Here is a 22,828-nt window from a genome sequence, read left to right on the forward strand (position 1 = left end):
CCAATTCGCCGCCTAGTCCGCTCCGATGACCCTGTGTACAACCTTCGGCGTATCCACAGCCCAGCCCCAGGTGCCATCGACACCCCTGCGACTGATGGTGAGATGGGGGGATGAGACGAGACCTCCTGGGCGCTGTCGCGACCTTCGCCGTGGGTCTCGTCCTGCTGGCGGCCGGTTCCTTCTACCCCCGGGCCGGCGTGCCCGTGTGGCTGCCGGTCGTCCCGTTGGCGCTCACCTGCGCGGGTGTCGCCGTACGGCGGAGCGCTCCGCTGGCGGCTCTCGCGCTCGGCGTGTCGGGGGTGGGTCTCGACATCGCCTTCGCCGGCCCTTCGCTGCCGACCATCGTCATCTTCACCGACAACCTCTACGCCGCCGCCCTGTACGGCCCGCCGAGGTTGAGCAGGTGGCTGCTCGGCGTCACGGGGGCCGGCGCGGTGATCATCGGTTGCGTCTTCGGTTTCGTCGAGCGGGACCTGTTGAAGATCTCGGTTTTCGGTGTGCAGGCGGGGCTGGTGCTCGTGGTGCCGGTCACGACGGCGATGGTGCTGCGGCAGCACCGCGACCAGGCGGCGGCGGAGCGGGCCAGGGCCGAGCAGGTGGCGCATCTGGCCGAGCTCGACCGCAACGCCGTGATCGTCGCCGAGCGCACCAGGATGGCCAGGGAGCTGCACGACATCATCGCCAATCACTTCAGCGCGATCGCGATCCAGTCCACGGCCGTGCTGTCGCGCAAGGATCTCGACGCGGGAGCCGTCCAGCAGATCATGGCGTCGATCAGGGAAAACAGCGTGCAGGGCCTGGCCGAGATGCGCACCATGATCGGGTTGCTGCGCCAGGACGGCGAAGACACCGACGCGTCGACCAGGCCGCGGCTCCAGGACGTCGCCGACCTGGTGGAGCGGGCGCGGCAGGCGGGAGTCGACGCCGGCATGACGGTGGAGGGCACCCCGAGGGAGCTGCCGGTGTCGGTGGATCTCGCCGGGTACCGGATCGTGCAGGAGGCGCTGACGAACGCGATGAAACACGGCGACGACCGGGCGACGGTCACGATCACCTTCGCGCCCGATCACGTCAGCGTGGTGGTCGACAATCCGCTGGCCGGCGGCGGGTCGGCGCTGCCGGGGTCGGGCGCCGGGCTGGTCGGGATGCGGGAGCGGGCGGGGCTGGTGGGCGGCCGGTTCGAGGCCGGGCCGTACGACGAGAAACACTGGCGGGTGCGCGCGACGCTGCCGACCCAGGGGGAGCCGTGACGATCAGGATGCGGGCGGCGCTGCCGATCCAGGGGGAGCCGTGACGATCAAGGTGCGCGCGACGCCGCCGACCCAGGAGGTGCCGTGACGATCAAGGTGCGCGCGACGCCGCCGACCGTGGAGGAATCGTGACGATCAAGGTGCCGGTGACGCTGCCGACCCTGGAGGAGCCGTGAGCCTTGGCGATCAGGATGCGGGCGGCGCTGCCGACGGAGGAGGAGCCGTGACGATCAGGGTGCTGGTCGCCGACGACCACGCGGCGGTCAGGGCGGGGATCGTGCTGATTCTCGGCGGCGCCGGCGACGTCGAGGTGGTGGGCGAGGCGGGCGACGGCGAGGAGGCCGTCGCCATGGCGCGCGAGAAGCGGCCGGACGTCGTGCTGATGGACGTCAGGATGCCGAAGAAGGACGGCATCACGGCCACCAGGGAGCTGGCGGGCGTGACCGACGTGCTGATCCTGACGACGTTCGACGTCGACGAGTACGTCTTCGGCGCGCTGCGCGCCGGGGCGGCGGGGTTCCTGCTGAAGAACACCGACGCGGAGGCGCTGGTCGACGCGGTGCGCCTGGTGGCGAGGGGTGACGGGCTGATCTCTCCGGCGGTGACCCGCCGGTTGATCGCCGCCTTCGCCGAGCAGCCGGTACGGCGGGAGCCGCCCGGCGACCTGCTCACGCCACGGGAGCGTCAGGTGCTCGCCTGCGTGGCGAGGGGCCTGTCCAACGCGGAGATCGCCAAGGAGCTCGACATGGCGGAGGCGACGACCAAGACGCACGTCAGCAGGGTCCTCGGCAAGCTGGGGCTGAGGAGCCGTGTCCAGGCCGCCATCTACTACTCCGAGGGGAGCTGACGGCGGCCCGGCGGTTACTGGGCGGCGGCGGGGACGTAGAGCAGGAGCGCTTCCGCGACGCAGACGGGGCGGCGCTCGCCTTCCAACTCGACCGACACCTTGATGGTGGCGAGCTGGCCGGCCGGGCTGTTCTTGATGTCGAGCAGTTCGCCGCTGGCCCGCACCCGCGATCCGACGGGCACGGGCTTGGGGAAGCGGACCTTGTTGAGGCCGAAGTTGACGGCCATCTCGATCTGGCCGACGGTCATCAGCTCGGTCAGGAAGGAGGGGAGCAGCGACAGCGTCAGGAATCCGTGGGCGATGGTCCCGCCGAAGGGGGTCTCCTTGGCCCGCTCGGGGTCGACGTGGATCCACTGATGGTCGTCGGTGGCGTCGGCGAACAGGTTGACCTGCTCCTGAGTGACGGTGCGCCACTCGGTCGGGCCGATCGTCTCGCCGGCAGCCGCCTTCAACTCCTGCACGTTCGCAAAGCTCCGCATGGGTCGAACCCTAGTGCGCGGCCGCGAGGTTGACCATTCGGAACGCGTCCGGCTTGTCTCCCTTGGCGGCTCCCCAGTATTTGATCGTGCTGGGTGCCGAGGAGGTGCCGACGCCGCTCCAGTTGTCGGGGTTGTCCGGCAGGTCGAGGATGGTGCCGGCCTCCAGGTCGACGACCGAGTGGTAGAGGAACACGTACCTGTCCAGGATCGGGTACGGCGACAGGCCGCCGACGAACCCGTCGAACGTCCTGACGTCGGACCCGTCCAGCCGCTGGCCGAGGCCGGTGCCGAGGCACCAGACGGGGCCGCAGCGCAGTTCCTTGGCGTTCGGCGCGGCTGTGACCTGGCGGGTCTCTCCCGTCTCCAGGTTGACCACCTTGGTCTGGTTCTTCCCGAGGTCGCGCTCGCCCACGTCGCTCGCCCAGGGCCAGCTGATCAGGTGCAGGCCGTCCGCGATCTTCTCGGGGTCGCCGCCGGTCCGGAGCAGGCGCCAGACCGTGCCGTTCTGCTCGGACCAGTAGATGTGCTCGCCCTTGACCGCGATCGCCTCGATGTCCAGGTGCTCGCCGGTGAAGGTGGCGACCATGCGCGCCTCGCCGCCTGCCAGCGGGGCCGTCCAGATCTCGCGCACCTGCCCTGCCACCGCCCACCAGACGACGCTCTGCCCGTCGACGGCCGCGCTCTGCGGGAAGTACCGCTTCAGCCCCGGCGTGGCCGGCACGTCCGCGACCGTGCGGAACGTTCCGCTCTCGCTGTCGTAGATCTCGATCCGGCCGGCCTTCTCGAACGACGACTCCGCGTTGAGCAGCACCTCGGTGGGGCTGATGCCGGTGATGGGGCGGTATCGCCAGCCTTCGGCGTTCTTCGCGGGCATCGTGAAGAACGCCTTCGGCCAGACGTCCTCGATCCCGCCGCCCGGCGTCGGCGCCGCGGTCCTGACGTCCCGCGGAGGTGCTTCGACGCTCGCCACGGCCTCGCCGGGGCTTCCCGAGACAGGTGACGCCACGCCGCCTTCGCCCCCGCTGGTGAAGACGCCTCTGGCGATCAGGGTCCCGGCCCCCGCCACGCCGATCACGGCCGCGACGGCCAGCGCCGCGCCCATCCACCTCTGCCTGGTACGGCGGTGCCGCCGTACCGAGATCGCGGCCGACAGGTCGTGCTGCGGCGCCCGCTCGGCCGCCTGCCGCAACGCACGGACCAGGTCCTCCTCAGTCCTCATCACGCTTTCCCCTTTTCGAGCACGCCAGGGCGGACGCGGAGTTTCTCCAGCGCGCGTGCGGCCTGGCTGCGCACGGTGCCCCGTGAGATGCCGAGGATGTCGGCGATCTCCTGGTCGGACAGGTCCTCGTAGTAGCGCAGCACGATCACGACGCGCTGCCTGCGGGGCAGCGCGCGCACCTCGTTCCACAGCTCACCGAAGGAGTGGCTGTCGTGGTAGGAGCCTTCAGGAAGGTCGTCCGTGAGGTGCTCTCTGCGGCGCCTGCGCCACCAGCTGATGTGCTGGCGCGCCATGATCGTGCGCACGTACCCCTCGGGGTTGTCCTTGTTGCGCACGCGGGTCCAGGTGTCGCCGAGCTTGAGCAGGGCCTCCTGCACCAGGTCGGCCGCGTCCTCGGCATTGCCGGTGAGCACGTAGCCGTACCGCAGCAGGGCCTGCCCCCTGGCGCGGACGAATTCGTCGAACTCCACGTACCGGGGACGCACGGGGCGCTCGAGCTGTTGCAAAGATCTTTACTCGAATCACTCGCGCACGTGTTCGACCGCGCGCTACAGTTCTGGGCAAGCACTCGAACAGAGGTTCGGCCAGGTGGGAGGGGGTGCCATGCTCGTCCAGACACGCCGTAGGTGTTTCTTCCCAACTCTAAGTCGGCCGCTATACCCGGCTATAAAGTCCGAGAGCGTGGACCCTGTGCGCAATCCCTACGCCCCCGGCGCCGGACAGCGCCCGCCCGAGCTCGCCGGGCGTGATCGCGAGCTGCAGCAGTTCGAGGTCGTGCTGGAGCGGGTGGCCCGTGGCCGTCCCGAGCGCAGCATGGTCGTCACCGGTCTGCGCGGCGTCGGCAAGACGGTGCTGCTCAACACGTTCAAGTCCATGGCCATGCAGCGGCTGTGGGGCACCGGCAAGATCGAGGCCAGGCCCGACCAGTCGATCCGCCGGCCGGTCGCCGCCGCGCTCCACATGGCGGTGCGCGAGCTGGCGCCGAGGCACCGCGCGCCCGAGCGCATCGAGGAGTTCCTCGGCGTGCTCAAGGCCTTCGCGATGCGCGACCCCTCCGCGGCCAAGGGCACCTCGCACTGGTCGCCGGGCATCGACGTGCCGGCCAGCAGGGGCCGGGCCGACTCCGGTGACCTGGAGATCGACCTGACCGAGCTGTTCGTCGACGCGGCGGGCGTGGCCACCGACCTCGGGGTGGGCGTGGCGCTGTTCATCGACGAGATGCAGGACGTGCAGGCCGGCGACATCTCCGCGCTCTGCGCGGCCTGCCATGAGCTGTCCCAGACGGGTGGGCCGCTGATCGTCGTCGGCGCCGGCCTGCCCCACCTGCCGAGCGTGCTGTCGGCCAGCAAGAGCTACTCCGAGCGGCTGTTCCGCTACGCGCGCCTCGACAAGCTCGACCGCGACGCGGCCGATATGGCGCTCCTCGTCCCGGCCAGGGAGGAGGGCGTGGAGTTCACCCAGGACGCGCTCGACGCGCTCTACGAGGCGGCCGACGGCTACCCCTACTTCGTGCAGGCGTACGGCAAGGTCGCGTGGGACTACGCGCCGCGCACGCCCATCACGCTCGACGACGTCAAGGTGTCCGCGCCCGAGGCGGAGGAGGAGCTGGCGGTCGGTTTCTTCGGCAGCCGTTACGAGCGGGCCACCCCCGCCGAGCGCGACTACATGCACGCCATGGCCGCCATCGGCGACGAACCGGTGGCGACCTCCGACGTGGCCGACGCGCTCGGCCGCAAGCCGTCGAGCCTGTCGCCCGCCCGCGACAGCCTCATCAAGAAGGGGCTCATCTTCTCCGCCGAGCGCGGCCTGATCGCGTTCACGGTGCCACACTTCGGGAGGTTCCTGCGCGCTCAGCCCATCTGACTCTCTCTAGCCGTGTCTAGAGGGGAAGCTAGGCACGGCTAGAGAGGCACATATCGCTTTGTATAGCGCTCTCTAGCGTCAGGCCGATACGGCCGTATATTCCGGCATGGAGTCCGTGTCGTCCCTGCCGACCACCGCCATGCGCACAACGGGGTGCCGTCCCGTGAGGTACACGGCGAACACCACGTCGTCCCCGCCGTGGTCGCGGAAGACGAAGAACCGCCAGCACAGCTCGCGCCAGCTGTCGTACGGCTCGGCGGAGAGGAGCCCATCGGCATGCGATCGCCAGGTCGCGCTCGCCTTCAGCTTGGCCAGGCCCGCGCTCTCGGGGACGGGGCGCTGCTCGCACGGCGCCCGGTGGCGGATCCGGGCGACGGCCTCGTCGAGCTCGGGCGACAGGACGGCCAGCACGGCCACGCCGGCCAGCGTCCACCACGAGATGCCCGACATGCCCGGCACCGGCGCCCAGACGGACATGAGGGCCATCCCGGTCAGCACGACCGTGCGGCTGATCGAGCGCACCCCGACCGGTGCCGAGCTGACCTCGCCGAAGCAGCCACAGCCCGCGTCGGGCCGGCGCCTGCGCAGTTCGAGCAGCACGTAGGTCGACAGCGCGAAGAAGGCGACGGTCCCCCACCGGAACAGCGGATAGGTCGTGACGAGCAGTCCGGTGGCCAGCACCAGCTCGCCGGCGGCGCAGCAGACCAGCGCCGGCTTGCGCAGCGGCCCCGGCACCAGCACGGCGGGCCCGAGCCTGGTCAGCGCGCCGGGTTCGGCGTCGGTGTGCACGGTGGCCAGCTTGGCGACCGTGCCGAGCACCAGCAGCACGATCAGGATCGGCAGTTGCGATTCGAGCATGCGTGTCATCCCCATCCGACCCGGGCGTTGAAGCATCCCTTGGTCAGTTCCCCGCCCAGTTCCACGAACGACGACGGCGACAGCTCGACGAGGCGCCCTCTCGGTGAGGTGCCACACTCGACGCACCGGTCGCAGAACCGTCCGGCCATGCAGCCGCACGCCACGATCGGCACGTTCGCCGCCCTTTCCGTGCAGACATTACGGATATGCAGTAACGAACCAATTGCCAGGTACGGCAGGCCGACGCACGACACCTCCGCGTCGGGACACGCCGCGTCAGAACGCTCCACCATGGGATAGGCCGTTCCGCGTTCGTCGCAGTCGAAGGCGTCGGACCAGGTGGCGGTTCCGTTGATGCGTTGCTGCGCTCCGCCGTACGCGGGGGGAGGGGTCGGTACGGCACGCGCGGGATGGCCGGGCTGCGACGTCGCGGGCAGCAGCGCTTGGCCCACCCCCTCGTCACGGACGCCGATGGCGTCGAAGAGGTAGCCCGGCTCGAGCTGGGGATAGCGGACACGGATACGCCCGGTGGCCCGGTAGGGGATCACCACAGCGCGGCGCCCCCGGTGGGGGCCGCAGTCGAGCTCCACGTGGAGGTCCCGGCGGCCTTCGACGGACAAAATCGCGCCGGTCATGCGGGTGATGTCGGCCCAGATCCGTTCGGCGACCTTCCCGTCACGCAGCGCCCGGATGGTGACGGTGGCACCGAGCGGGAGATCGGCCGGCGCCACGTCGACGCCGTGCCACGCCGTCGCCCACGGCGCGATGACCAGCCGCTCCTCCACGCCCTGCTCGGTGTCGACGATGATCAGATGCGGGCTGACGTCGATGATCTGCCCGCTGACCGCGCGGAGGGGCTCACCGCCTTCCGGGTCGGGCCCCGGATGCCGTGTGTCGCGGCCGAGCGCCGCCGCCGCGAGGACCCGGCGGCGTTCCGTGCTGTTCACTCCCCTAGCGTCACATAACTCCCGGCCCTTCCCTGCAGATGAGAGCAAAATACGCATCCTCGGTGGAACGCATGGACAACCGGTGTGTAGCAGACCTTGACTGCCCTTTGCTGTTGGCTAGGCGAATCCTGGATTCTGGTTCAGCCGCAATAGGGGCTCAGGCTGCGATTCTGACCACGATGCAGATTGCCGAGCTGGAAGAGGAGTTCCGCGAGTACGTCAGGTCTCGCGGGCCGGCTCTCCTGCGCGCCGCCCGCCAGCTGACCGGCCATCCCTGTGACGCCGAGGACCTGCTGCAGACCGCACTCACCAAGACCTATCTGGCCTGGGATCGCATCAAAGATCACGCCGCGTTGGATGGATATGTCCGCCGGGCGATGGTCAATATCAACATTTCGCAGTGGCGCAGGCGCAAACTGGACGAGTTTCCCGCCGAGGACCTTCCCGACATCCCCGTGGCGTTCGAGGCCCCCTGCGAATGGGAGGAGTCGCTCGAGGAGGCGGTGAGAGCGCTGCCCGACCGCATGCGCGCCGCGGTCGTGCTGCGCTACTACGAGGACATGACCGAACCGGAGATCGCCAGAACGCTCGGCATCAGCGTCGGCACGGTCAAGAGCACCGTCTCGCGGGCCGTGGCCAAGCTCAGGGGCGAACTATCTGTCCCGGCTCAACCGCCCCCGCGGTAGCGCAGGGATGCACGACGTCCCTGATGATGCGCAGGGTGGCCAGGAACTGGTCGAGCCGCTCCTCGTCGAGCACCCCGGTGAACGACTCCTCGATGTCGGCGAGGTGCTGGGGCAGGATCTCCTGAAGCTTCTGCTCGCCTTTCTCGGTCAGGGCCGCGTAGGAGGCGCGGCGGTCGGTGGCACACGCCTGGCGCACCACGAGGCCGTCACGCTCCAGCCGGTCGACCACGCGTGTCACGCCGCTGGTGGACAGCCCGGTCTGCGCGGCGAGATCGCCCATCCGCAGGCTCTGCTGCGGCGAGCGGGCCAGCCTGATCAGCGTTCCGAAGTCGACGTCCGACAGCCCGGCCGCGGTGAGGGCAGGGGTCATCCTCGCCACCAGGCCCGCGTGCACCTCCGCCAGCAGGCCGAACGCGGTCAGCCGGGGATCGTCAAAGGGGATCACGTTCATATCGTAGACGACGATAGTTGACGCGCGGAATATTCCTCATGTAGACATCTGTTGAAGCAAACGTCCGCAGCGCAAGGATCTCTACGAGGGAGAACGACAGCCATGAGCACGCGTACCTGGGAAGGCCTCTCCATCCCCGCCGCCGGCACCTACGCCATCGACGTGAACCACACCACCATCGGGTTCGTCGCCAAGCACATGATGGTCAGCAAGGTCCGCGGTACGTTCGAGAAGTTCAACGGCTCCATCACGATCGCCGACAACCCGCTCGAGTCGTCGGCCGAGCTCACCATCGACGCCTCCAGCATCAGCACCAACGCCGCCGACCGCGACAACCACCTGCGCAGCGGCGACTTCCTGGACGCCGAGACGCACCCGCAGCTCACCTTCAAGAGCACCCGCGTCGTCAACCACAAGGGCGACGAGTTCACCGTGCTGGGCGACCTCACCATCCGCGGCGTCACCCGCGAGGTCGAGCTCACCGTCGAGTACGGCGGCGTCGGCACCAACCCGTGGGGCCAGCAGGTGTGGGGCTTCTCCATCGCCACCGAGATCGACCGCGAGGCGTTCGGCCTGACCTGGAACGCCGCACTGGAGACCGGCGGCGTGCTGGTGGGCAAGAAGATCAAGATCGAGGTGGAGGGCGAGGCGAACCCCGCCGCCTGACCCCCCTTGTCCACAGGCCATTGCGACCTGGATGAGCCTGTCATCCACAGGATCGAGCACGTTACCCACAGGCGGTGGATAACCTTGGTGACGACCCTCGGGGCAATCACTTTGCCGCACCGCCAGAAGGCCGGTACTCTGTCCTGAGCCAGGTGGCTGTCGGGAGGATTCGCCTAGTCAGGTCTATGGCGCCGCACTGCTAATGCGGTTTGGTGGCAACACCATCCGGGGTTCAAATCCCCGATCCTCCGCGGTAAAAATGCCCTCCCCGTTTCGACGGGGAGGGCCTTCCTGGTGTCCGGGTTGCAGTTATCCCCAGAGGGCCGAGTCCATACAGCCACTCGCGTCCTTCGTGGCCACGTGTGTGTACCGCGGTGGTGGTGGCTTATCGCACTCCGGCTCGCAGGTCGAGCGGTGGCTGTGGACAGGGCACCGCTTCTTACAGGACCAGCGCACCAATTCTGTCCACAGGCATGTGGATCGTCGCATCGGTGCTTCCACACCTGACGCTGCGCCTGGAACCACGCCCGGATCTCACCCGTCTCGAAGTCGACGTACTGCCCTCGGAGACCGAGCGCCGCCCCTGCCGGATGCCCCAAAGGGCCAGCGAGCAGCGTTTCGCTTGGGCTTCCCCGTGGTGAGGATGCGACGCGCCTCCTCACGGGTCAGCGGTTCGGTCGAGAGCACCAGTCGGGATGGGCCTGGTTTGCCGCCGGACAGCCCGGTCATATAGGAAGCTTGCGTGCTAAAAGGTAACAAGGTCGGGCTCAGGGCCCGGTACGAGGACGACATTCCGATCCTGCGGACCGAGCTCTACGACGACGTGGTGAACGGCTCGCGGGCCGAAGGTCGGCCGTGGCGGCCGATCACACCCGGCACGAAGGATCCGCGGCTCGTGGTGGACGACACGGAGCAAGGGCATGTGCCGTTCTCGGTCGTGGAACTGGACGGCGGCACGCTGGTCGGCACCGCGACGCTGTGGGGCATCGACAACCACAACCGGTCCGCGCACATCGGGCTGGGGCTGCTGCCGTCGGCCCGCGGCCAGGGCTACGGCACCGACGTGGTCGCGGTGCTGTGCCACTACGGTTTCGTCGTGCGTGGCCTGCAGCGACTGCAGATCGAGACGCTGTCGGACAACGCCGCGATGCTGCGCTCCGCCGAGCGCAACGGTTTCGTCCGCGAGGGCGTGCTACGTTCTTCGGCCTGGGTGATGGGCGAGTTCCTGGACCAGGTGCTGCTCGGGCTTCTCGTCCAGGACTGGAAGCCGGCCTCGAAGGCTCACCTCTGATCTTCGCGTTCGGGACTTCGTGAACATGTCGGGCTGTGGCCAGGTGTAGCTGGTCAGGTGGCGCGGCGGGGTTCGCTGCCTCGGCGGTGATGAGCCGGGCGTTCGTAGAGTGTGCGAGAAGCCGTCTCCACGAGTTCGAGCATCGAGCACGCGCGTGTCGACGCGGGCGGGCCGGGACTCCTCCGTGGTGAAAGGCCCTCCCCGTTTCGACGGGGAGGGCCTTTCTGGTTATCGCCAGGAGGGCCGAATCCATCCGGCCGCTCGCGTCTTTCATCCGCAGGGTGGCGACATGGGTGTCGTGGGCTCGATGGGGCTGCCATGCCGAGTCGCGAAGACGAGCTCATGGCCTTCCCAGTGCTCCCCTCTCTGCCTCCTGGAGATCGCGATGCGCTTTGCGCTGGCCCAGGAGTGTTTTGCCGAAGACGATCAGCGGGCAGGAGCAGAACGGCCGAGGCGGTCCCAGACCAGGCGCCAGCGTTCCGCCGACAGGCTCTGGTCCCGCATGGCCCGATGCAACAGGTCGAAATCGCACCCCTGCGCGCTCATATGGTCGAGGAGGGGTTCGTAACGGTCGGCCCTGTCCCGTAAGAGTTCCGTTGCCAGCCGTAGCTCCAAACGAACCGCAGGAACCTGATGCGAGCCACATGCGATCCATACGTAGTGCTGCCACGGGCCGCGTCCAACGCATTCCATCGCGTCAGAGTCAACCTGCCTCTCGACGGTACTCATCTCCACCTTGACCCCGTGCGCCTCGAAGCTGGCGAAGTACTGCGAGGACGCTGGAAGCCACGAGGCAGCATGAAGGCAGGGGAACGAGGCAAGCGCGGCAGCGAACGTGTCCACATCCTCTCGCCGCGCCGCCAGGAGGTCGATGTCGCCGACAGGAAGGTGAACACCCTGGAGGAGAGCTGCGCTCGTGCCCCCCAGGCGGTAAGTGATGTCAGCGCCTGCAGCTCGCACAGTGGTGAGCACCGTGTCCAGCGCCCCAGTGACGTCCGCTACTTGAAGTGACCTTCCACCGTTGTCCATGACGAGCAGCGTAAGAGCATCAGAATGCGATTCGTCAGTCCTCTTGGGCCGGTCTCCGTCGTTGAGCACGGCGACCCCATGAAGGGCCGGTGGATCACTCCATTTCACGCCCTATGCGGTCCGCGGGGGCACCGTTCTCCGCCGGCCTGCCGTACCAGGGATCAGGATCAGATGCTTGCCTGGCGCTGCGTCGAACGACTCGATCGTGGGATGACGCCGATGTGTCCGCCGGGGCGCGGTCAGGCTGGTGTCTGGTCCGGCAGCGTGGTGTCGCATCGCCGGTGGTGCGGTGACACGCGGCGTTCGGTGGCGTCGATGTAGTCGTGGAGGGCCTGGCGGGAGCGGGCGAGCGTGTCGATGTGCTCGTCCAGTCCGTGCAGGCGTGCCCGCAGGGTGTCCAGGAGTTCGGGGCAGGGCTCGAGGTCGGGGCCCGCGCCGGTGGCGCAGGGCAGCATGTACCCGATCTCCTGCGTCGACAGTCCGGCTCCGAGCAGCCTCCTGATCTGGGTCACGGTCAGGATGGCGTCGTCGGCGTACTCGCGGTAGCCGCTGGTGCCGCGTCCAGGCTTGAGCAAACCCTGGGCCTCGTAGTAACGCAACTGATGCGCGTGGACTCCGGTCCGCCGGCTCAACTCCCCGATCAACACCCCACACGCCCCCTTGACCTTCATATCGGTATGAACGTTGAGGATTCTGCCATCACCGCCAACCCACTCGAGGGAGCACATGATGCAGAATCTCGACACTGGCCGCACGCCCGTGACGGTCATCGGCCTGGGTCTGATGGGCCAGGCACTGGCCGGGGCGTTCCTGCGCGACGGGTATCCCACGACGGTGTGGAACCGTACGGCGGAGAAGGCCGAGCAGCTTGTCGCCCAGGGCGCGAGGCTCGCCGACTCGGTCGGCGACGCGGTCGCCGCCAGCCCGCTCGTGGTGGTCTGCGTCTCCGACTACGCCGCCGTGCACGGGCTGCTCGATCCGCTGGGTGAGGTCTTCGCCGGCCGGGTCCTGGTGAACCTGACCTCGGGCACGTCGCAGGCGGCCCGGGAGACCGCCGAGTGGGCGGTACGGCGGGGCGGCGACTACCTCGACGGCGCGATCATGACCGTCCCCGCGGCCATCGGCACGGCGGACGCCGTCATCCTCTACAGCGGGTCGCGGCCGGCCTTCGACCTGCACGAGCCGGCCCTGAGCAGCCTCGGCGCGGGGACGACGTATCTGGGCGCCGACCACGGCCTGTCGTCGCTGTACGACGTGGCCGTCCTGAGCCTGATGTGGAACATCCTGAACGGGTTCCTGCAGGGCGCCGCCCTGCTCGGCGCGGCGGGTGTGGACGCCACGACGTTCGCCCCGCTCGCGAGCAAGGGGATCGACACCGTGAACGGCTGGCTGGCCGGGTACGCGCAGCAGATCGACGACGGGCGGTACCCCGCCCTTGATTCCACCATCGACACGCACCTGGCCGCGATGGAGCACCTCGTCCACGAGAGCGAGTTCGTGGGTGTGAGTGGCGAACTGCCGAGGTTCGTCAAGGCCTTGGCGGACCGGGCCGTGGCCGAGGGGCACGGCGGCGACGGCTACGCGGCGATGATCGAGCAGTTCCGCAAGCCCTCATGACCCAGCACCACCGGGGCCCGTTCGACCCACGCACGCTGCTCGCGGACAGCAGGCTCGGCGTCCTCGCGACGATCAAGTCGGACGGCCGGCCCCAGCTTTCGCCCGTCATGCCCTTCTACGACCGGCAGGCCGATGTCATCTACGTGTCGATGACCGAGGGACGCGCCAAGACGGCCAACCTGCGCCGGGACCCGCGGGCCACGCTCGAGGTCACCAGCCCGGACGGCCGGGCATGGGCCACCGCCGAGGGCGTCGCGACACTCACCGGGCCGGGCACCGACCCCCACGGTCCCGAGGTCGAGGCGCTGGTCGGCTACTACCGCCGCGCCGCCGGGGAACACCCGGACTGGGACGAGTACCGGTCGGTGATGGTGTCCGACCGCCGGGTGCTCATGACGATGACGGTCGACCACGTGTACGGCGCCGAGATCCGCTGACCGCGCTCCGGCACTCCCCCGTTGTCGGCCGGTCCCCTGGCGATGGGGCCACCCAGGGGGCAGCGGTCAGAGGGCGAGCCGGTACCGCTGTTCGAGCCGGCCGCTGCGCGGGTGCGGGGTGGCCTCGCCGTACGGGAGCCAGCCGAGCCCCTCGTAGAGCTTGACGGCCCGACGATTGTCCACGTACACGGCCAGCTCGGCCTGGGCGAAGCCGGCGGCGGGAAGGCGGTCGGGAAGCGCCGACATCAGGTGCCGGCCGACGCCCTGGCCCCAGCTACCGGGGTGCACGCCGAGGTAGCGGACCTCGGCGGTCGACTCGTCCGCCGGCACGGGCTCGACCGCGGCGAACCCCACGATCCGCTCGTCGGCACCGAGCGCGACGAACAGCAGCGACCTGGGCGAGCTGTCGACCACCGCCTGGATGACGGGCCGGGCGAGGCTCAGCGGCGCGACCTCGTCGTCGCCGTCGCGGGCGGCCGTCGTTTCGGCCCAGATGGTGGCCGCCTCGTCGATGTGCTGTCCATGGCCGGCCACCTGCACGCGTACGTTGGTCACCGGGCCCAGTGTGCCGACGCCGGCTCCGGGCGGCGACCGGATTTCCGGCACCGCCCTCAGGCCGGTGCCATGGCGGGCCGGGTGCGCCCGATTTCCGGCGCCGTCCCCAGGGTGGGCCGGGGCGGCGCCCGGATTTCCGGCGCCGTCCCCGGGCGGGCCCGACAGCACGACAAGCTCAAGGAGCGCGAGATGACCGATGACTGGACAGTCCGGCGGCTGATCTACACCACCCTGGCCGACACCGGGCGCGCCCCCTCTCCGGCCGAGCTCGCCGCGCACGCAGGCATCGGCGACGACCAGGTCCGGGCGAGCCTGCGACGGCTGCACGACGGCCACATGATCGTGCTGGGGCCGTACGGCGACGCCGTCCGGATGGCCCATCCGTTCTCGGCCGCCCCGATGGGGTTCGTGGTCGCCCCGGCCGAGCCGTACGACGACCGTCTCTGGTGGGGCGGCTGCACCTGGGACTCCTTCGGTATCAGCGCCGCGCTCAAGCTCGACGTCGTCATCGACACCCGGTGTCCCGGCTGCGGTACGGCCCTGCGCTACGAGGTGGGCCCGGGCCGGCCGCCTGGCGAGGACTGGGTGGCGCACATCCCGCGACCGGCCCGCCAGTGGTGGGACGATGTCGTGGACACCTGCACCCACATCCGTACCTTCTGCTCGCCCGACCACCTGGCGGACTGGGCGGGCCGTACCCGGCGACCGATCGGCCAGGCGGTCCCGGTCCGCGCCCTCTGGGCGCTCGCCCAGCCCTGGTACGGCGACCGCCTCGACCCGGACTACCGCCCGCGCCCGGTCGCCGCGTCCCAGCGTCTCCTCTCCGAGCACGGCTTCGACGGCGACTTCTGGAGGCTTCCGGCCTAGCGCAGGAGTGCCGGTTCCGCACTATTCTCTGATTCCCGCCTGCCGGTACTGAGCCCACTCGACGATGACCCGAGACACGTGGGCAGAAAGCCGAGTCTCGAGAATGTTGGCGAGACTCTCACTGAATCGTTCATCCGACAGCGGCACGAAATCAGCCTTTAAAAGATCGATAAGTCTCTGCACACGCCGGCGTTCTTCATCGATACGCTGAGCCCAGTAGGTATTCATGATCGAAGCCAGCTGCTGATCGAGCTCGGCCTCGAGAATGATGCGCTCGGTAGGAGTCACGTGGTCCGGCGGCTCCGGAACGCTGGGATCTTGGACAAGCTCCGCAGGTACGTGACCACTCAATACCAGCAGCGATTCAAGCCGGACCCCAAAAAGACTGCTTATCTTCAGCAATTGGGCGATGGTGGGACGTGCGCCCTTTCGCCATCTCAACACGGTGCTCGGACTAGCATCCAGCGCACGTGCCAGAGACGCATCTGAACGATAACCCAATCCTGCCGCCGTCCTGGAGAACCAATCCCAGAATTCGTTGCTCTCCTCGGGCGGCGTCTCACTCATTGGGACATCTCCACGACTCTCCGCCCTCCACTCGTTCCACGGCAGCGTCATCCTACGCAGCGACCCGCGACCTCACTCAGCAGGGGGGCGCATGATGCACCTTTTTGGACATTGCGTCAACGCAAGCCGTACGCAGCCATCAGGGCGATCGGATCAGACGGTCAGACCGAACCCGATCACACGTTCACGCCGGCTTCCGGCCCGAGCCGGCCCGATGCGGCCATTGACAAACCGCCTGCTCCACACACGAGCAGGTCAAGCGCCACCCCACCTTCGCAGAGTGACCGCTTCTTCACGATCTGTCCAAACAGTTCGGCTATTGCCTACGCGCAATGGCTTCCATCACATGCATGCCGTGTTGCGCACTCGAGCCCCGTTATGCCCTAGACTCGCCTACAGCCTCGGGCGTCGCCCCTCGCTCTGGAGACAGGGTGGGGGGCATGTTGCGTCCAGGGAGACCAAAGGGCCCGGCTATGAAGACGCGCAACCCCGCGAAGGTCACGTCTTCTACAACCGGGCCCGAATGGATCTGGTCCGCACGTCAGCTACAGCCGGGGGCGGAACCTGTCGGGAAGAATACCCATGTCGGGAGAGGTATGACACCCCTCCTGGCGGGTTTTGCCCCAGGTCCCCATCCGATGTTCCTACTCGGGACCATCGGGTTCGTCCACTTCCGCGTTACGGCTGACGTCCAACGCGAAAGGACGAAGAAGTGGCGCAGCGTCCCACCAAGCCGGAGGACTCCGACCCTCCTGAAGACAACTCTCTCGTCTCCCTGCGAAGCGCGGTCATCCTCCTCGCTTCCATCGGGGGAGGTGGCGTTGCGGGCGTGTTGGCGTACGCCGCCGAATGGAGCGTTCCTGCCAGCGTGCTGATAGGGATCAGCGCGTTCGCTGCGTGCGTATCCAGCCTCAGTAAATGGATAGACCGGCGGCGCTGATCGGCGGAGGGGGCCGTTCGCCACGGACGGCCCCAACTCCGTGACCGAGCACAGGGTCAGCTGCCGAGGCGCATATCCTCGATTCGTGAAGATCGGGGGCATCGTGGCGGGCGCGCTCGTGCTCGGGTCGGGATTCGGTGCGGCGATCTCCTTCCTCAACGCCGTCTCCTCCCCTTACGCGGCGGTCGGGAGCCGGATCGCGGGCACGGGGTGGGCGGCTGCCGCGGAGGTCGCCAGTCTGCTCCTCGACTCCGGCTGGGCCTGGGCCGGGCTGGCGGTCGCCGCAGGCTGGTCGGCCACGGCACGTACGGCAGGCATCCGCGCGGCGACCCGTGGAGCAGCCACGGCACGTACGGCGGGCGACCCCGCGACGACCCATGGAACGGATACGGCAGGCGGCCCCGCGACGACCCGGGGGGCAGGGACGGCGGGCGGTCGTGCGGTGGCTCGTGGGGCGGTCGCCGGGGTGCTGGCCCTGATCGCGGCCACGGCGGCCTACTACTGCCTCGACTCCGTCCTCCGTGACGAACCGCTGTCGTGGTACTGGCCGGAGACGGTCCGGTGGTGGGTGGCGAGCGTGCTCTTCGGAACGCCGCTGGGCGCGGTGGGCGCGAGCATCCGGCGCCCCGGCCTCGCCGGTCTTCTCGCGAAGCTGACCGTGCCGGTCGGCGCGGCCGTCCAGATGGTCGTGCTCCCGCCCCGGGAGAGCGACCTGATCGCGACCCCGCTCGTCGTGTGGGCCGCGGCCGCCATGGCCATCGGGTTCACCGTCGTCTGGTTCGTCCGAACGGCGGCCCGACGGCCCACGCCATGACGTAGAACCACCGTGTCAGGGAGCGTCGCCGCTTCCCGCAGAGGGGGGAAGCTTGCCCCGCCACGGCAGGAGTACGGCGCTGCCGGCGCAGAGCACCCCGGCGACCAGGAGCGACGAGCGGCTGGTCCACAGGGTCGCGACAACGCCGCCCACGGCGATGGCAAGCGGTTGAACCGTCCTGGCACCTACCGACCAGGCGGTCCCGACACGGATCATGAGGCGCTCCGGAGTGACGTCCATGCGGTAGGCGGCGAAGATCGGGTTGAAGATCCCCGCGCACAGCAGCAGGAAGAAGTCCGCCGTGGTGATGAGGAGAACGGCCTGCGGTCCGGTGCCGACGAAGGCCATCGGGATGATCCAGATCGTTCTTTCCCGCCCGGCCCCGAGGTCTTCGGGTGGACTGGCCCGCACCACGAACCATGGCCGCCGCCGCTGACACCGGCCTGGCGGCGCGCTCACAGGCGCTCACAGCCCCTATCGAGAACCATCGTTCACCTGCGCATCGCCGGCGACCCACCCACCGTTCACCCGGACCGGCCCGAAACCGTCACGATCCGCTGCCAGGATGCGCACGGCTGGTACGACGTGTCGATCACCTGCTCTGAGGACCCCCACCTCCTCCGCCGGCTCATGGGCCACATCGAGAACGGCGCTTTCAGCATGTCCGAATGAAGCACCCCAGGAAGGTGTCCCCCATGTGCCGCAATGCCGCTCACTCCCATGAGCATGCCCACGACGTTCCCGAAGGCACGGCCGCGTTCGCGGACCTGTCGGTGCCGGAGAAGGAGCTGTCGCCCGGCGACCTCAGCCGACGCCGCTTCCTGCTGAACAGCGGCCTGCTCGGCGCCGCCACCCTGGGGGTGACCGCCCTGGGCGGGCTCGCCGCCGCGCGCCCCGCCGCCGCCTCCACCGGGGGCTCGCGCTACTACCAGTGGCTCGCCGGCGACCACCACGTGCACACGCAGTACAGCTACGACGGCATGTACACCATCGAGCAGCAGGCCGCGGGCGCCATCAAGCACGGCCGCGTGGACTGGCTGGTCATCACCGACCACGGGCACGCCGCGCACGAGAAGTTCGCGGTCGAGTCCACCTACGCCGACATCGTCGCCTCCCGCGCCAGGCATCCGGAGCTGCTGCTGTGGCAGGGGCTGGAGTGGAACGTCCCCGGAGGGGAGCACGCCACGGTGTTCTTCGACGGAGCCCGCGACGAGATCCAGCTGCTGCGCGCGTTCGAGCGGCTCTTCGACTCCAGGATCAACGGCACCGGCGCGAGCACCCCGGCCAACGAGGCCAAGGCCCTGGAGGCGCTCGGCTGGCTCGAGACCGCCCTGCGGACCGGCTCGGCCGACTCCGCCCTGTTCCTGATCAACCACGTGATGCGGCGTGGCCGGTTCTCGCCGCGCGACCTGCGGGCCTTCCGCGACGCGGCCCCGAACGTCGCGGTCGGCATGGAGGGCGCCCCCGGCGCCCAGAACGAGCCGAGGGCCCGCGGTGACTTCAACAACACGGCGGACGCGAACTCGTGGACCGGCTGGCGGCCCGAGCACTATCCCACCTACGGCGGCTTCGACTCGATGACCGGCATCCTGGGCGGCATGTGGGACTCGATGCTCGCCGAGGGCAAGGGCTGGTGGATCACCGCCAACTCCGACGGCCACTTCTACAACAACGACACGACCGTCGAGCCCGAGCGGCCCGGCGACTGGTACGACCAGCACGGGAAGTATCCGGACCCGATCGACGGAGGCGTCCCGATCAGGCACGCCGACTTCTGGCCAGGCCAGTTCAGCAGGACCGTCGTCGGCGCGGCCTCGCGCAGCCACGGCGCGGTCATGGAGGCGCTCAAGGCCGGTCGTGTCTGGGTCTCGATGGGCGGGCTGATCGACGGCCTGCACGTCGACGCGCACGCCCCAGGCAACGCCCCGGTCACCCTCGGCGGCCGGTTGTCGGTGCGCCGCGGCGACGACGTCACCGTCACCATCTCCGTCGACCTGGCGGGTCGCCCCAACGCCAACGACGACGTGCCCCGTCTGGCCAGACTGGACCTGATCCGGGGAGCCGTCACGGGTTCCGCCGCGGACCCTGACACCTTCACCGCCCCGGACGTGCGGATCGTCGAGTCGTTCACGCCGCGCGGCAGAGGCCGGGTCGCCGAGTTCCACTACAGGTTCCGCGACGTCCGTGAGCCGTTCTACTTCCGGCTGCGCGGCACCGACGGCAAGCGCAGCGCGGCCGGGGGCCTTGAGCCGGCCGCCGACACGGGTCCCAACGAGAACCCCTGGAACGACCTGTGGTTCTACGCCAACCCGGTCTTCGTGGACGTGCTCTGACCGCTCGACCGGTGCCCGCCTGGTTCGCCGACGCCGACGCCCCGGGTGACGCCGGCCCGAGCACCAGGCCGGGAAGTGAGCCGGGACGTCGCCGCTACTCGCGGGAGGCCACCGCGTCCGACGGGCGCCGGCGGAGCACGAGCCTGGCGGGGACGACCGTGGCCGCCAGGGCCAGGACGGCCGCCGCCGCGATCACGCAGGCGTAGGTCACCGGCGCGATGGACGGCACCGCCGAGCCGGTCATGCCCAGGCTGAAGGCCGACAGGGTGATCAGCGCGATCACGGTTCCGGCGACCGCCGCGATCAGTACCGCGGCCAGCGTCTCGATCTTGAGCATCCGCAGCACCTGCCGTCGGGTCGTGCCGACCAGGCGCAGCAGGGCCAGTTCGCGGGAGCGTTCGGAGGTGGACATGGCCAGGGTGTTCACCATCGCGATCATGGTGAACGCGATGATCAGGCCCATCGCCACGTAGTTCACCTCGGCGTTGGCCGGCTTGGCGCCGATCTGCTGCTCGACGTGCTGCTTGAGCAGGGGGTACGGCAGGTGCAGGTCGCCGAAGGCCAGGCCGCGGCTGTAGACGGCGCTCACGGTCAGCGTGACGGGTGTGCCGTCGCCCAGCGTCACCGTCACCTCGTCGCCGGGCCGCACCCGCAGCCGCTCGGCGGCGGTGGCGCTCACGGCCAGCTTGGCCGGGTCCAGGCCGCCCGCGACCACGCCCAGGTCCAGGGTGGGCCGCTGGGCGGCCTGCGCGCTGTACTTCTCCAGCCCGACGCGGACCGACGTGCGCAGGATCTCGGTCGGGGCTTTGGTTCCCGCTTCGGCCTGCGCCTGGGCGGCGTTCTCCATGGTGGTCTGGACGAACAGGATGGTGCAGGTCATCGCGATCATCAGGGCCATCGGCACGACCACGGAGGCCAGCCGCCGGGTATTGGCGCGCAGGCTCCTGGCGGCCAGGTAGCCGCTCGTGCGGCCCAGCCGCAGCGGGACGTCCAGGACGGCGACGGCGGCACGGGCCACCAGCGGGCCGAGGACGCTGAGCGCGAACACCCAGGTCAGCGCGGTCAGCATGGTCACCGGGCTGGAGGCGGTCTCGACGCTGAGGCCGGACAGGACCGCGGTCAGCGTCACCGCGCCGGCCAGCATGACCAGGCCGAGCGCGATGCGGATCCACGGCAGGCGCGCGGTGGGCTGGGCGGCCTCGCCGAGCGCCTCGACCGGGCGGATCCGCGCGGTACGGCGGGCCGACAGCCGCGCCGCCGCCCATGCCGCGGCGACGGTGGCCAGGAGCGCGGCGGCGATCGGGAACGGGCTGACGACCAGGTGCAGGTTGTCAGGCATCGCGCCGAGCCGGACGAACTGGGCCCGCAGCCAGAACCCCAGCCCCACGCCGGCCAGCGCGCCCAGCGCCCCTGCCACCGCGCTGACCATCAGTGCCTCGCCGCCGATGAGCGTGCGCACCTGCTTGGGCGTGGCCGCGACCGCCCGCAGCAGGGCCAGTTCGCGCTGGCGTTGCTGGATCGACAGGGCGAAGGTGCCCACCACGACGAGGATCGCCACCAGTAGCGAGGTGCCGCCCAGCGCGCCGCCCAGGGAGACCAGCTTGACCCTGGCCTGCTCGGCGTTGAGGAACTCGACCGGCCCGCGCTCGTCGCCGGTGTAGGCCAGCGCGTCCTTCATGGCGGGCAGCCGTACGGCGGGGAAGACCCCGATGGCGCTGACCTTGCCCTCGTGACCGGCCAGCCGCCGCGCCTCGGCGGTGTCGAAGAAGACGGTGTCCTGGCTGGGCAGCGCCTGCGCGGTCACGCCGACGACGGTGTACGCGCCGAGCCGCTCGCCCGGCGCCAGCGCGGACCGGGCGTCGACGACGATCTCCTTCGGCCCCGAGGGCGCCTGGCCCCGCGCGATCGTGAACGGGGTCAGCGCCGCCGACTCCCAGCCGTGCCCGACGGCCCCGCGGAACGGGAAGGTCACCTCGGCGATCACCTTGTCCACGCCCGGGACCCGCTCCAGCCGCGCCACCAGGGCGGCGGGGATCCACCGCCGGTCGGCCAGCGGCTTGGCCTTCTCCTTGGTCTCGCCGTCGCCCTTGTCGACGGTCTCGCGGACGAACTGGTCACCGGCGACGACCAGCGGGGTGCCCGCCCACCTCTCGGTGGCCACCTTCCCGCGCAGCCCGGTCTCCAGCAGCATGCCGCAGGCGCAGACCAGCGCGGCGGCGCAGAACAGGGCCAGGAACGCCCCGGCGAAGGCGGCCTTGCGGTGCCGCAGCGACTTCAGCGCGAAGGACATCATCAGACCCACGCCCCCAGGTGCGTCATGCGGGCGGCGACCTTGTCGGCGGTCGGCGCCGCCATGGTGTCGACGATCCGGCCGTCGGCGAGGAAGAGCACGGTGTCGGCGTACGAGGCCGCCACCGGGTCGTGGGTGACCATCACGACGGTCTGGCCCATCGTGGAGACCACTTCGCGCAGCAGGCGGAGCACGTCACGGGCGGTCATGGTGTCCAGCGCGCCGGTCGGCTCGTCGCCGAAGACCACCTCCGGCCGGGTCGCCAGCGCGCGGGCGATCGCCACCCGCTGCTGCTGGCCGCCGGACAGCTCGCTGGGCCGGTGCTTGGCTCGGCCCTCCAGCCCGACACGCTTCAGGATCTCGGCCACCCAGGCGCGGTCCTCCTTCACCCCGGCCAGGCGCAGCGGCAGCGTGACGTTCTCCATCACGTTCAGCGAGGAGACCAGGTTGAACATCTGGAACACGAAACCGACCCGCTGCCTGCGCAGCTCCGTCAGCTCCTTCTCCCCCATGCCCGACAGCTCGGTGCCGCCGAGCCGTACCGAACCCGAGCTGGGCACGTCCAGCCCGGCCGCGCAGTGCAGGAAGGTGCTCTTGCCCGAGCCGGAGGGGCCCATCACGGCGGTGAAGCTGCCCCGCGGGATGGACACCGTCACCTCGCGCAGGGCGGCGACCGCGCTCTGGCCCCTGCCGTAGACCTTGCTCACGTTCTCGAGTCTCACCACGTCCGTCATGGCTTCCACTCTGCTGAGCTGCGCCTTCGCCAACCAGAGACGCCGTCACGACCTCGACATGACGACATCATGATCCGGACACTGGTAG

Annotated in this window: 24 protein-coding genes and 1 tRNA gene; 12 read left to right on the forward strand and 13 right to left on the reverse strand. The window is 69.6% G+C overall.

Features of this window, described 5'->3' with window-relative positions:
* Positions 1-110 precede the first annotated feature (110 nt).
* Together ACWDLG_RS39745 and ACWDLG_RS39750 are read left to right on the forward strand one after the other, a co-directional pair.
* A complete protein-coding gene (locus ACWDLG_RS39745) occupies positions 111-1,250 on the forward strand; it encodes a sensor histidine kinase (RefSeq protein WP_449929988.1) in 1,140 nt (379 codons plus the stop codon).
* A 223-nt stretch (positions 1,251-1,473) separates the two neighbouring features.
* A complete protein-coding gene (locus ACWDLG_RS39750) occupies positions 1,474-2,097 on the forward strand; it encodes a response regulator (protein ID WP_449929990.1) in 624 nt (207 codons plus the stop codon).
* Between the two features lie 14 nt (positions 2,098-2,111).
* Here the strand turns inward: ACWDLG_RS39750 and ACWDLG_RS39755 are convergent, their stop codons facing one another.
* Genes ACWDLG_RS39755 through ACWDLG_RS39765 form a run of 3 tightly spaced genes read right to left on the reverse strand, consistent with a single transcriptional unit; the run spans position 2,112 to position 4,280 of the window.
* Complete coding sequence (locus ACWDLG_RS39755) at positions 2,112-2,576, reverse strand: MaoC family dehydratase (protein WP_354908899.1); 465 nt, start codon at positions 2,574-2,576, stop codon at positions 2,112-2,114.
* 10 nt (positions 2,577-2,586) lie between these two features.
* On the reverse strand, positions 2,587-3,795 hold the full coding sequence (locus ACWDLG_RS39760) for a TolB family protein (protein WP_449929993.1): 1,209 nt from the start codon (positions 3,793-3,795) through the stop codon (positions 2,587-2,589).
* Positions 3,795-4,280: a SigE family RNA polymerase sigma factor gene (locus tag ACWDLG_RS39765; protein ID WP_449929995.1), complete on the reverse strand. Its 486-nt coding sequence runs from the start codon at positions 4,278-4,280 to the stop codon at positions 3,795-3,797. Before ACWDLG_RS39765 ends, ACWDLG_RS39760 begins: the two co-directional genes overlap by 1 nt.
* A 196-nt stretch (positions 4,281-4,476) precedes the next feature.
* On the opposite strand from ACWDLG_RS39765, the gene ACWDLG_RS39770 reads away from it, so the two are divergent.
* The gene (locus ACWDLG_RS39770; protein WP_354917099.1) at positions 4,477-5,658 is read left to right on the forward strand and encodes an ATP-binding protein; all 1,182 of its coding nucleotides are present in this window, start codon (positions 4,477-4,479) and stop codon (positions 5,656-5,658) included.
* 78 nt (positions 5,659-5,736) lie between these two features.
* On the opposite strand, the gene ACWDLG_RS39775 is transcribed toward ACWDLG_RS39770, so the two are convergent.
* The gene (locus ACWDLG_RS39775) at positions 5,737-6,516 is read right to left on the reverse strand and encodes a MauE/DoxX family redox-associated membrane protein (protein WP_449929998.1); all 780 of its coding nucleotides are present in this window, start codon (positions 6,514-6,516) and stop codon (positions 5,737-5,739) included.
* Positions 6,517-6,521: 5 nt separating this feature from the next.
* Positions 6,522-7,463 (reverse strand): hypothetical protein, encoded by a 942-nt coding sequence (locus ACWDLG_RS39780; protein ID WP_449930000.1) that lies wholly within the window; start codon positions 7,461-7,463, stop codon positions 6,522-6,524.
* A 179-nt stretch (positions 7,464-7,642) separates the two neighbouring features.
* On the opposite strand from ACWDLG_RS39780, the gene ACWDLG_RS39785 reads away from it, so the two are divergent.
* On the forward strand, positions 7,643-8,149 hold the full coding sequence (locus ACWDLG_RS39785) for a SigE family RNA polymerase sigma factor (RefSeq protein ID WP_449930002.1): 507 nt from the start codon (positions 7,643-7,645) through the stop codon (positions 8,147-8,149).
* On the opposite strand, the gene ACWDLG_RS39790 is transcribed toward ACWDLG_RS39785, so the two are convergent.
* Positions 8,106-8,600 (reverse strand): MarR family winged helix-turn-helix transcriptional regulator, encoded by a 495-nt coding sequence (locus ACWDLG_RS39790; RefSeq protein ID WP_449930004.1) that lies wholly within the window; start codon positions 8,598-8,600, stop codon positions 8,106-8,108. The two genes, ACWDLG_RS39785 and ACWDLG_RS39790, sit on opposite strands and share 44 nt — an antisense overlap.
* A gap of 102 nt (positions 8,601-8,702) precedes the next feature.
* Between ACWDLG_RS39790 and ACWDLG_RS39795 the strand changes: the two genes are divergently transcribed.
* The 3 genes from ACWDLG_RS39795 to ACWDLG_RS39805 all read left to right on the forward strand — a co-directional run bounded on the left by ACWDLG_RS39795 (position 8,703) and on the right by ACWDLG_RS39805 (position 10,557).
* Complete coding sequence (locus ACWDLG_RS39795; protein WP_449930006.1) at positions 8,703-9,266, forward strand: YceI family protein; 564 nt, start codon at positions 8,703-8,705, stop codon at positions 9,264-9,266.
* Between the two features lie 162 nt (positions 9,267-9,428).
* Positions 9,429-9,517: transfer RNA gene (locus ACWDLG_RS39800), tRNA-Ser, on the forward strand.
* Positions 9,518-10,008: 491 nt separating this feature from the next.
* Positions 10,009-10,557 carry a GNAT family N-acetyltransferase gene (locus ACWDLG_RS39805; protein ID WP_449930008.1) on the forward strand — a complete coding sequence of 183 codons (549 nt, stop codon included), beginning with the start codon at positions 10,009-10,011 and terminating at the stop codon, positions 10,555-10,557.
* 426 nt (positions 10,558-10,983) lie between these two features.
* Here ACWDLG_RS39805 and ACWDLG_RS39810 read toward each other — a convergent pair whose 3' ends face one another.
* A complete protein-coding gene (locus ACWDLG_RS39810; RefSeq protein WP_449930010.1) occupies positions 10,984-11,586 on the reverse strand; it encodes a hypothetical protein in 603 nt (200 codons plus the stop codon).
* Positions 11,587-11,825: 239 nt separating this feature from the next.
* The gene (locus tag ACWDLG_RS39815) at positions 11,826-12,257 is read right to left on the reverse strand and encodes a MerR family transcriptional regulator (RefSeq protein ID WP_449930012.1); all 432 of its coding nucleotides are present in this window, start codon (positions 12,255-12,257) and stop codon (positions 11,826-11,828) included.
* Between the two features lie 55 nt (positions 12,258-12,312).
* Here ACWDLG_RS39815 and ACWDLG_RS39820 point away from each other — a divergent pair, with 55 nt between their 5' ends.
* Positions 12,313-13,203 carry an NAD(P)-dependent oxidoreductase gene (locus ACWDLG_RS39820; RefSeq protein WP_449930014.1) on the forward strand — a complete coding sequence of 297 codons (891 nt, stop codon included), beginning with the start codon at positions 12,313-12,315 and terminating at the stop codon, positions 13,201-13,203.
* A complete protein-coding gene (locus ACWDLG_RS39825; RefSeq protein ID WP_449930016.1) occupies positions 13,200-13,640 on the forward strand; it encodes a PPOX class F420-dependent oxidoreductase in 441 nt (146 codons plus the stop codon). The genes ACWDLG_RS39820 and ACWDLG_RS39825 overlap by 4 nt, the downstream gene beginning before the upstream one ends.
* Before the next feature lie 66 nt (positions 13,641-13,706).
* On the opposite strand, the gene ACWDLG_RS39830 is transcribed toward ACWDLG_RS39825, so the two are convergent.
* Positions 13,707-14,195 carry an N-acetyltransferase family protein gene (locus ACWDLG_RS39830; protein ID WP_449930018.1) on the reverse strand — a complete coding sequence of 163 codons (489 nt, stop codon included), beginning with the start codon at positions 14,193-14,195 and terminating at the stop codon, positions 13,707-13,709.
* A 189-nt stretch (positions 14,196-14,384) separates the two neighbouring features.
* Between ACWDLG_RS39830 and ACWDLG_RS39835 the strand changes: the two genes are divergently transcribed.
* Positions 14,385-15,062, forward strand: coding sequence for an alkylmercury lyase family protein (locus tag ACWDLG_RS39835; RefSeq protein WP_449930020.1), 678 nt, complete (start codon positions 14,385-14,387; stop codon positions 15,060-15,062).
* 21 nt (positions 15,063-15,083) lie between these two features.
* On the opposite strand, the gene ACWDLG_RS39840 is transcribed toward ACWDLG_RS39835, so the two are convergent.
* Positions 15,084-15,629: a helix-turn-helix domain-containing protein gene (locus ACWDLG_RS39840; protein ID WP_449930022.1), complete on the reverse strand. Its 546-nt coding sequence runs from the start codon at positions 15,627-15,629 to the stop codon at positions 15,084-15,086.
* 1,025 nt (positions 15,630-16,654) lie between these two features.
* Between ACWDLG_RS39840 and ACWDLG_RS39845 the strand changes: the two genes are divergently transcribed.
* Positions 16,655-17,383: a hypothetical protein gene (locus ACWDLG_RS39845; RefSeq protein ID WP_449930024.1), complete on the forward strand. Its 729-nt coding sequence runs from the start codon at positions 16,655-16,657 to the stop codon at positions 17,381-17,383.
* Positions 17,384-17,398: 15 nt separating this feature from the next.
* Here the strand turns inward: ACWDLG_RS39845 and ACWDLG_RS39850 are convergent, their stop codons facing one another.
* Entirely contained in the window at positions 17,399-17,731 is a 333-nt protein-coding gene (locus ACWDLG_RS39850) for a hypothetical protein (RefSeq protein WP_449930026.1), read from the reverse strand.
* Positions 17,732-18,078: 347 nt separating this feature from the next.
* Here ACWDLG_RS39850 and ACWDLG_RS39855 point away from each other — a divergent pair, with 347 nt between their 5' ends.
* Positions 18,079-19,716, forward strand: a complete 1,638-nt coding sequence (locus ACWDLG_RS39855) for a PHP domain-containing protein (RefSeq protein WP_449930028.1) — start codon at positions 18,079-18,081, stop codon at positions 19,714-19,716.
* Between the two features lie 94 nt (positions 19,717-19,810).
* On the opposite strand, the gene ACWDLG_RS39860 is transcribed toward ACWDLG_RS39855, so the two are convergent.
* On the reverse strand, positions 19,811-22,009 hold the full coding sequence (locus tag ACWDLG_RS39860; RefSeq protein ID WP_449930127.1) for an FtsX-like permease family protein: 2,199 nt from the start codon (positions 22,007-22,009) through the stop codon (positions 19,811-19,813).
* On the reverse strand, positions 22,009-22,740 hold the full coding sequence (locus ACWDLG_RS39865) for an ABC transporter ATP-binding protein (protein ID WP_449930030.1): 732 nt from the start codon (positions 22,738-22,740) through the stop codon (positions 22,009-22,011). The genes ACWDLG_RS39860 and ACWDLG_RS39865 overlap by 1 nt, the downstream gene beginning before the upstream one ends.
* Positions 22,741-22,828 lie beyond the last annotated feature (88 nt).

The organism is Nonomuraea sp. NPDC003727 (genome assembly GCF_053586935.1).

Coding starts and splice junctions, on each gene's coding strand:
- ACWDLG_RS39865 (WP_449930030.1), bottom strand. CDS start 22,740: ATGACGGACGTGGTGAGACTCGAGAACGTGAGCAAGGTCTACGGCAGG.
- ACWDLG_RS39825 (WP_449930016.1), top strand. CDS start 13,200: ATGACCCAGCACCACCGGGGCCCGTTCGACCCACGCACGCTGCTCGCG.
- ACWDLG_RS39835 (WP_449930020.1), top strand. CDS start 14,385: ATGACCGATGACTGGACAGTCCGGCGGCTGATCTACACCACCCTGGCC.
- ACWDLG_RS39775 (WP_449929998.1), bottom strand. CDS start 6,516: ATGCTCGAATCGCAACTGCCGATCCTGATCGTGCTGCTGGTGCTCGGC.
- ACWDLG_RS39840 (WP_449930022.1), bottom strand. CDS start 15,629: ATGAGTGAGACGCCGCCCGAGGAGAGCAACGAATTCTGGGATTGGTTC.
- ACWDLG_RS39760 (WP_449929993.1), bottom strand. CDS start 3,795: ATGAGGACTGAGGAGGACCTGGTCCGTGCGTTGCGGCAGGCGGCCGAG.
- ACWDLG_RS39795 (WP_449930006.1), top strand. CDS start 8,703: ATGAGCACGCGTACCTGGGAAGGCCTCTCCATCCCCGCCGCCGGCACC.
- ACWDLG_RS39820 (WP_449930014.1), top strand. CDS start 12,313: ATGATGCAGAATCTCGACACTGGCCGCACGCCCGTGACGGTCATCGGC.
- ACWDLG_RS39785 (WP_449930002.1), top strand. CDS start 7,643: ATGCAGATTGCCGAGCTGGAAGAGGAGTTCCGCGAGTACGTCAGGTCT.
- ACWDLG_RS39790 (WP_449930004.1), bottom strand. CDS start 8,600: ATGAACGTGATCCCCTTTGACGATCCCCGGCTGACCGCGTTCGGCCTG.
- ACWDLG_RS39810 (WP_449930010.1), bottom strand. CDS start 11,586: ATGGACAACGGTGGAAGGTCACTTCAAGTAGCGGACGTCACTGGGGCG.
- ACWDLG_RS39815 (WP_449930012.1), bottom strand. CDS start 12,257: ATGAAGGTCAAGGGGGCGTGTGGGGTGTTGATCGGGGAGTTGAGCCGG.
- ACWDLG_RS39855 (WP_449930028.1), top strand. CDS start 18,079: ATGTGCCGCAATGCCGCTCACTCCCATGAGCATGCCCACGACGTTCCC.
- ACWDLG_RS39745 (WP_449929988.1), top strand. CDS start 111: ATGAGACGAGACCTCCTGGGCGCTGTCGCGACCTTCGCCGTGGGTCTC.
- ACWDLG_RS39850 (WP_449930026.1), bottom strand. CDS start 17,731: ATGGCCTTCGTCGGCACCGGACCGCAGGCCGTTCTCCTCATCACCACG.
- ACWDLG_RS39755 (WP_354908899.1), bottom strand. CDS start 2,576: ATGCGGAGCTTTGCGAACGTGCAGGAGTTGAAGGCGGCTGCCGGCGAG.
- ACWDLG_RS39860 (WP_449930127.1), bottom strand. CDS start 22,009: ATGATGTCCTTCGCGCTGAAGTCGCTGCGGCACCGCAAGGCCGCCTTC.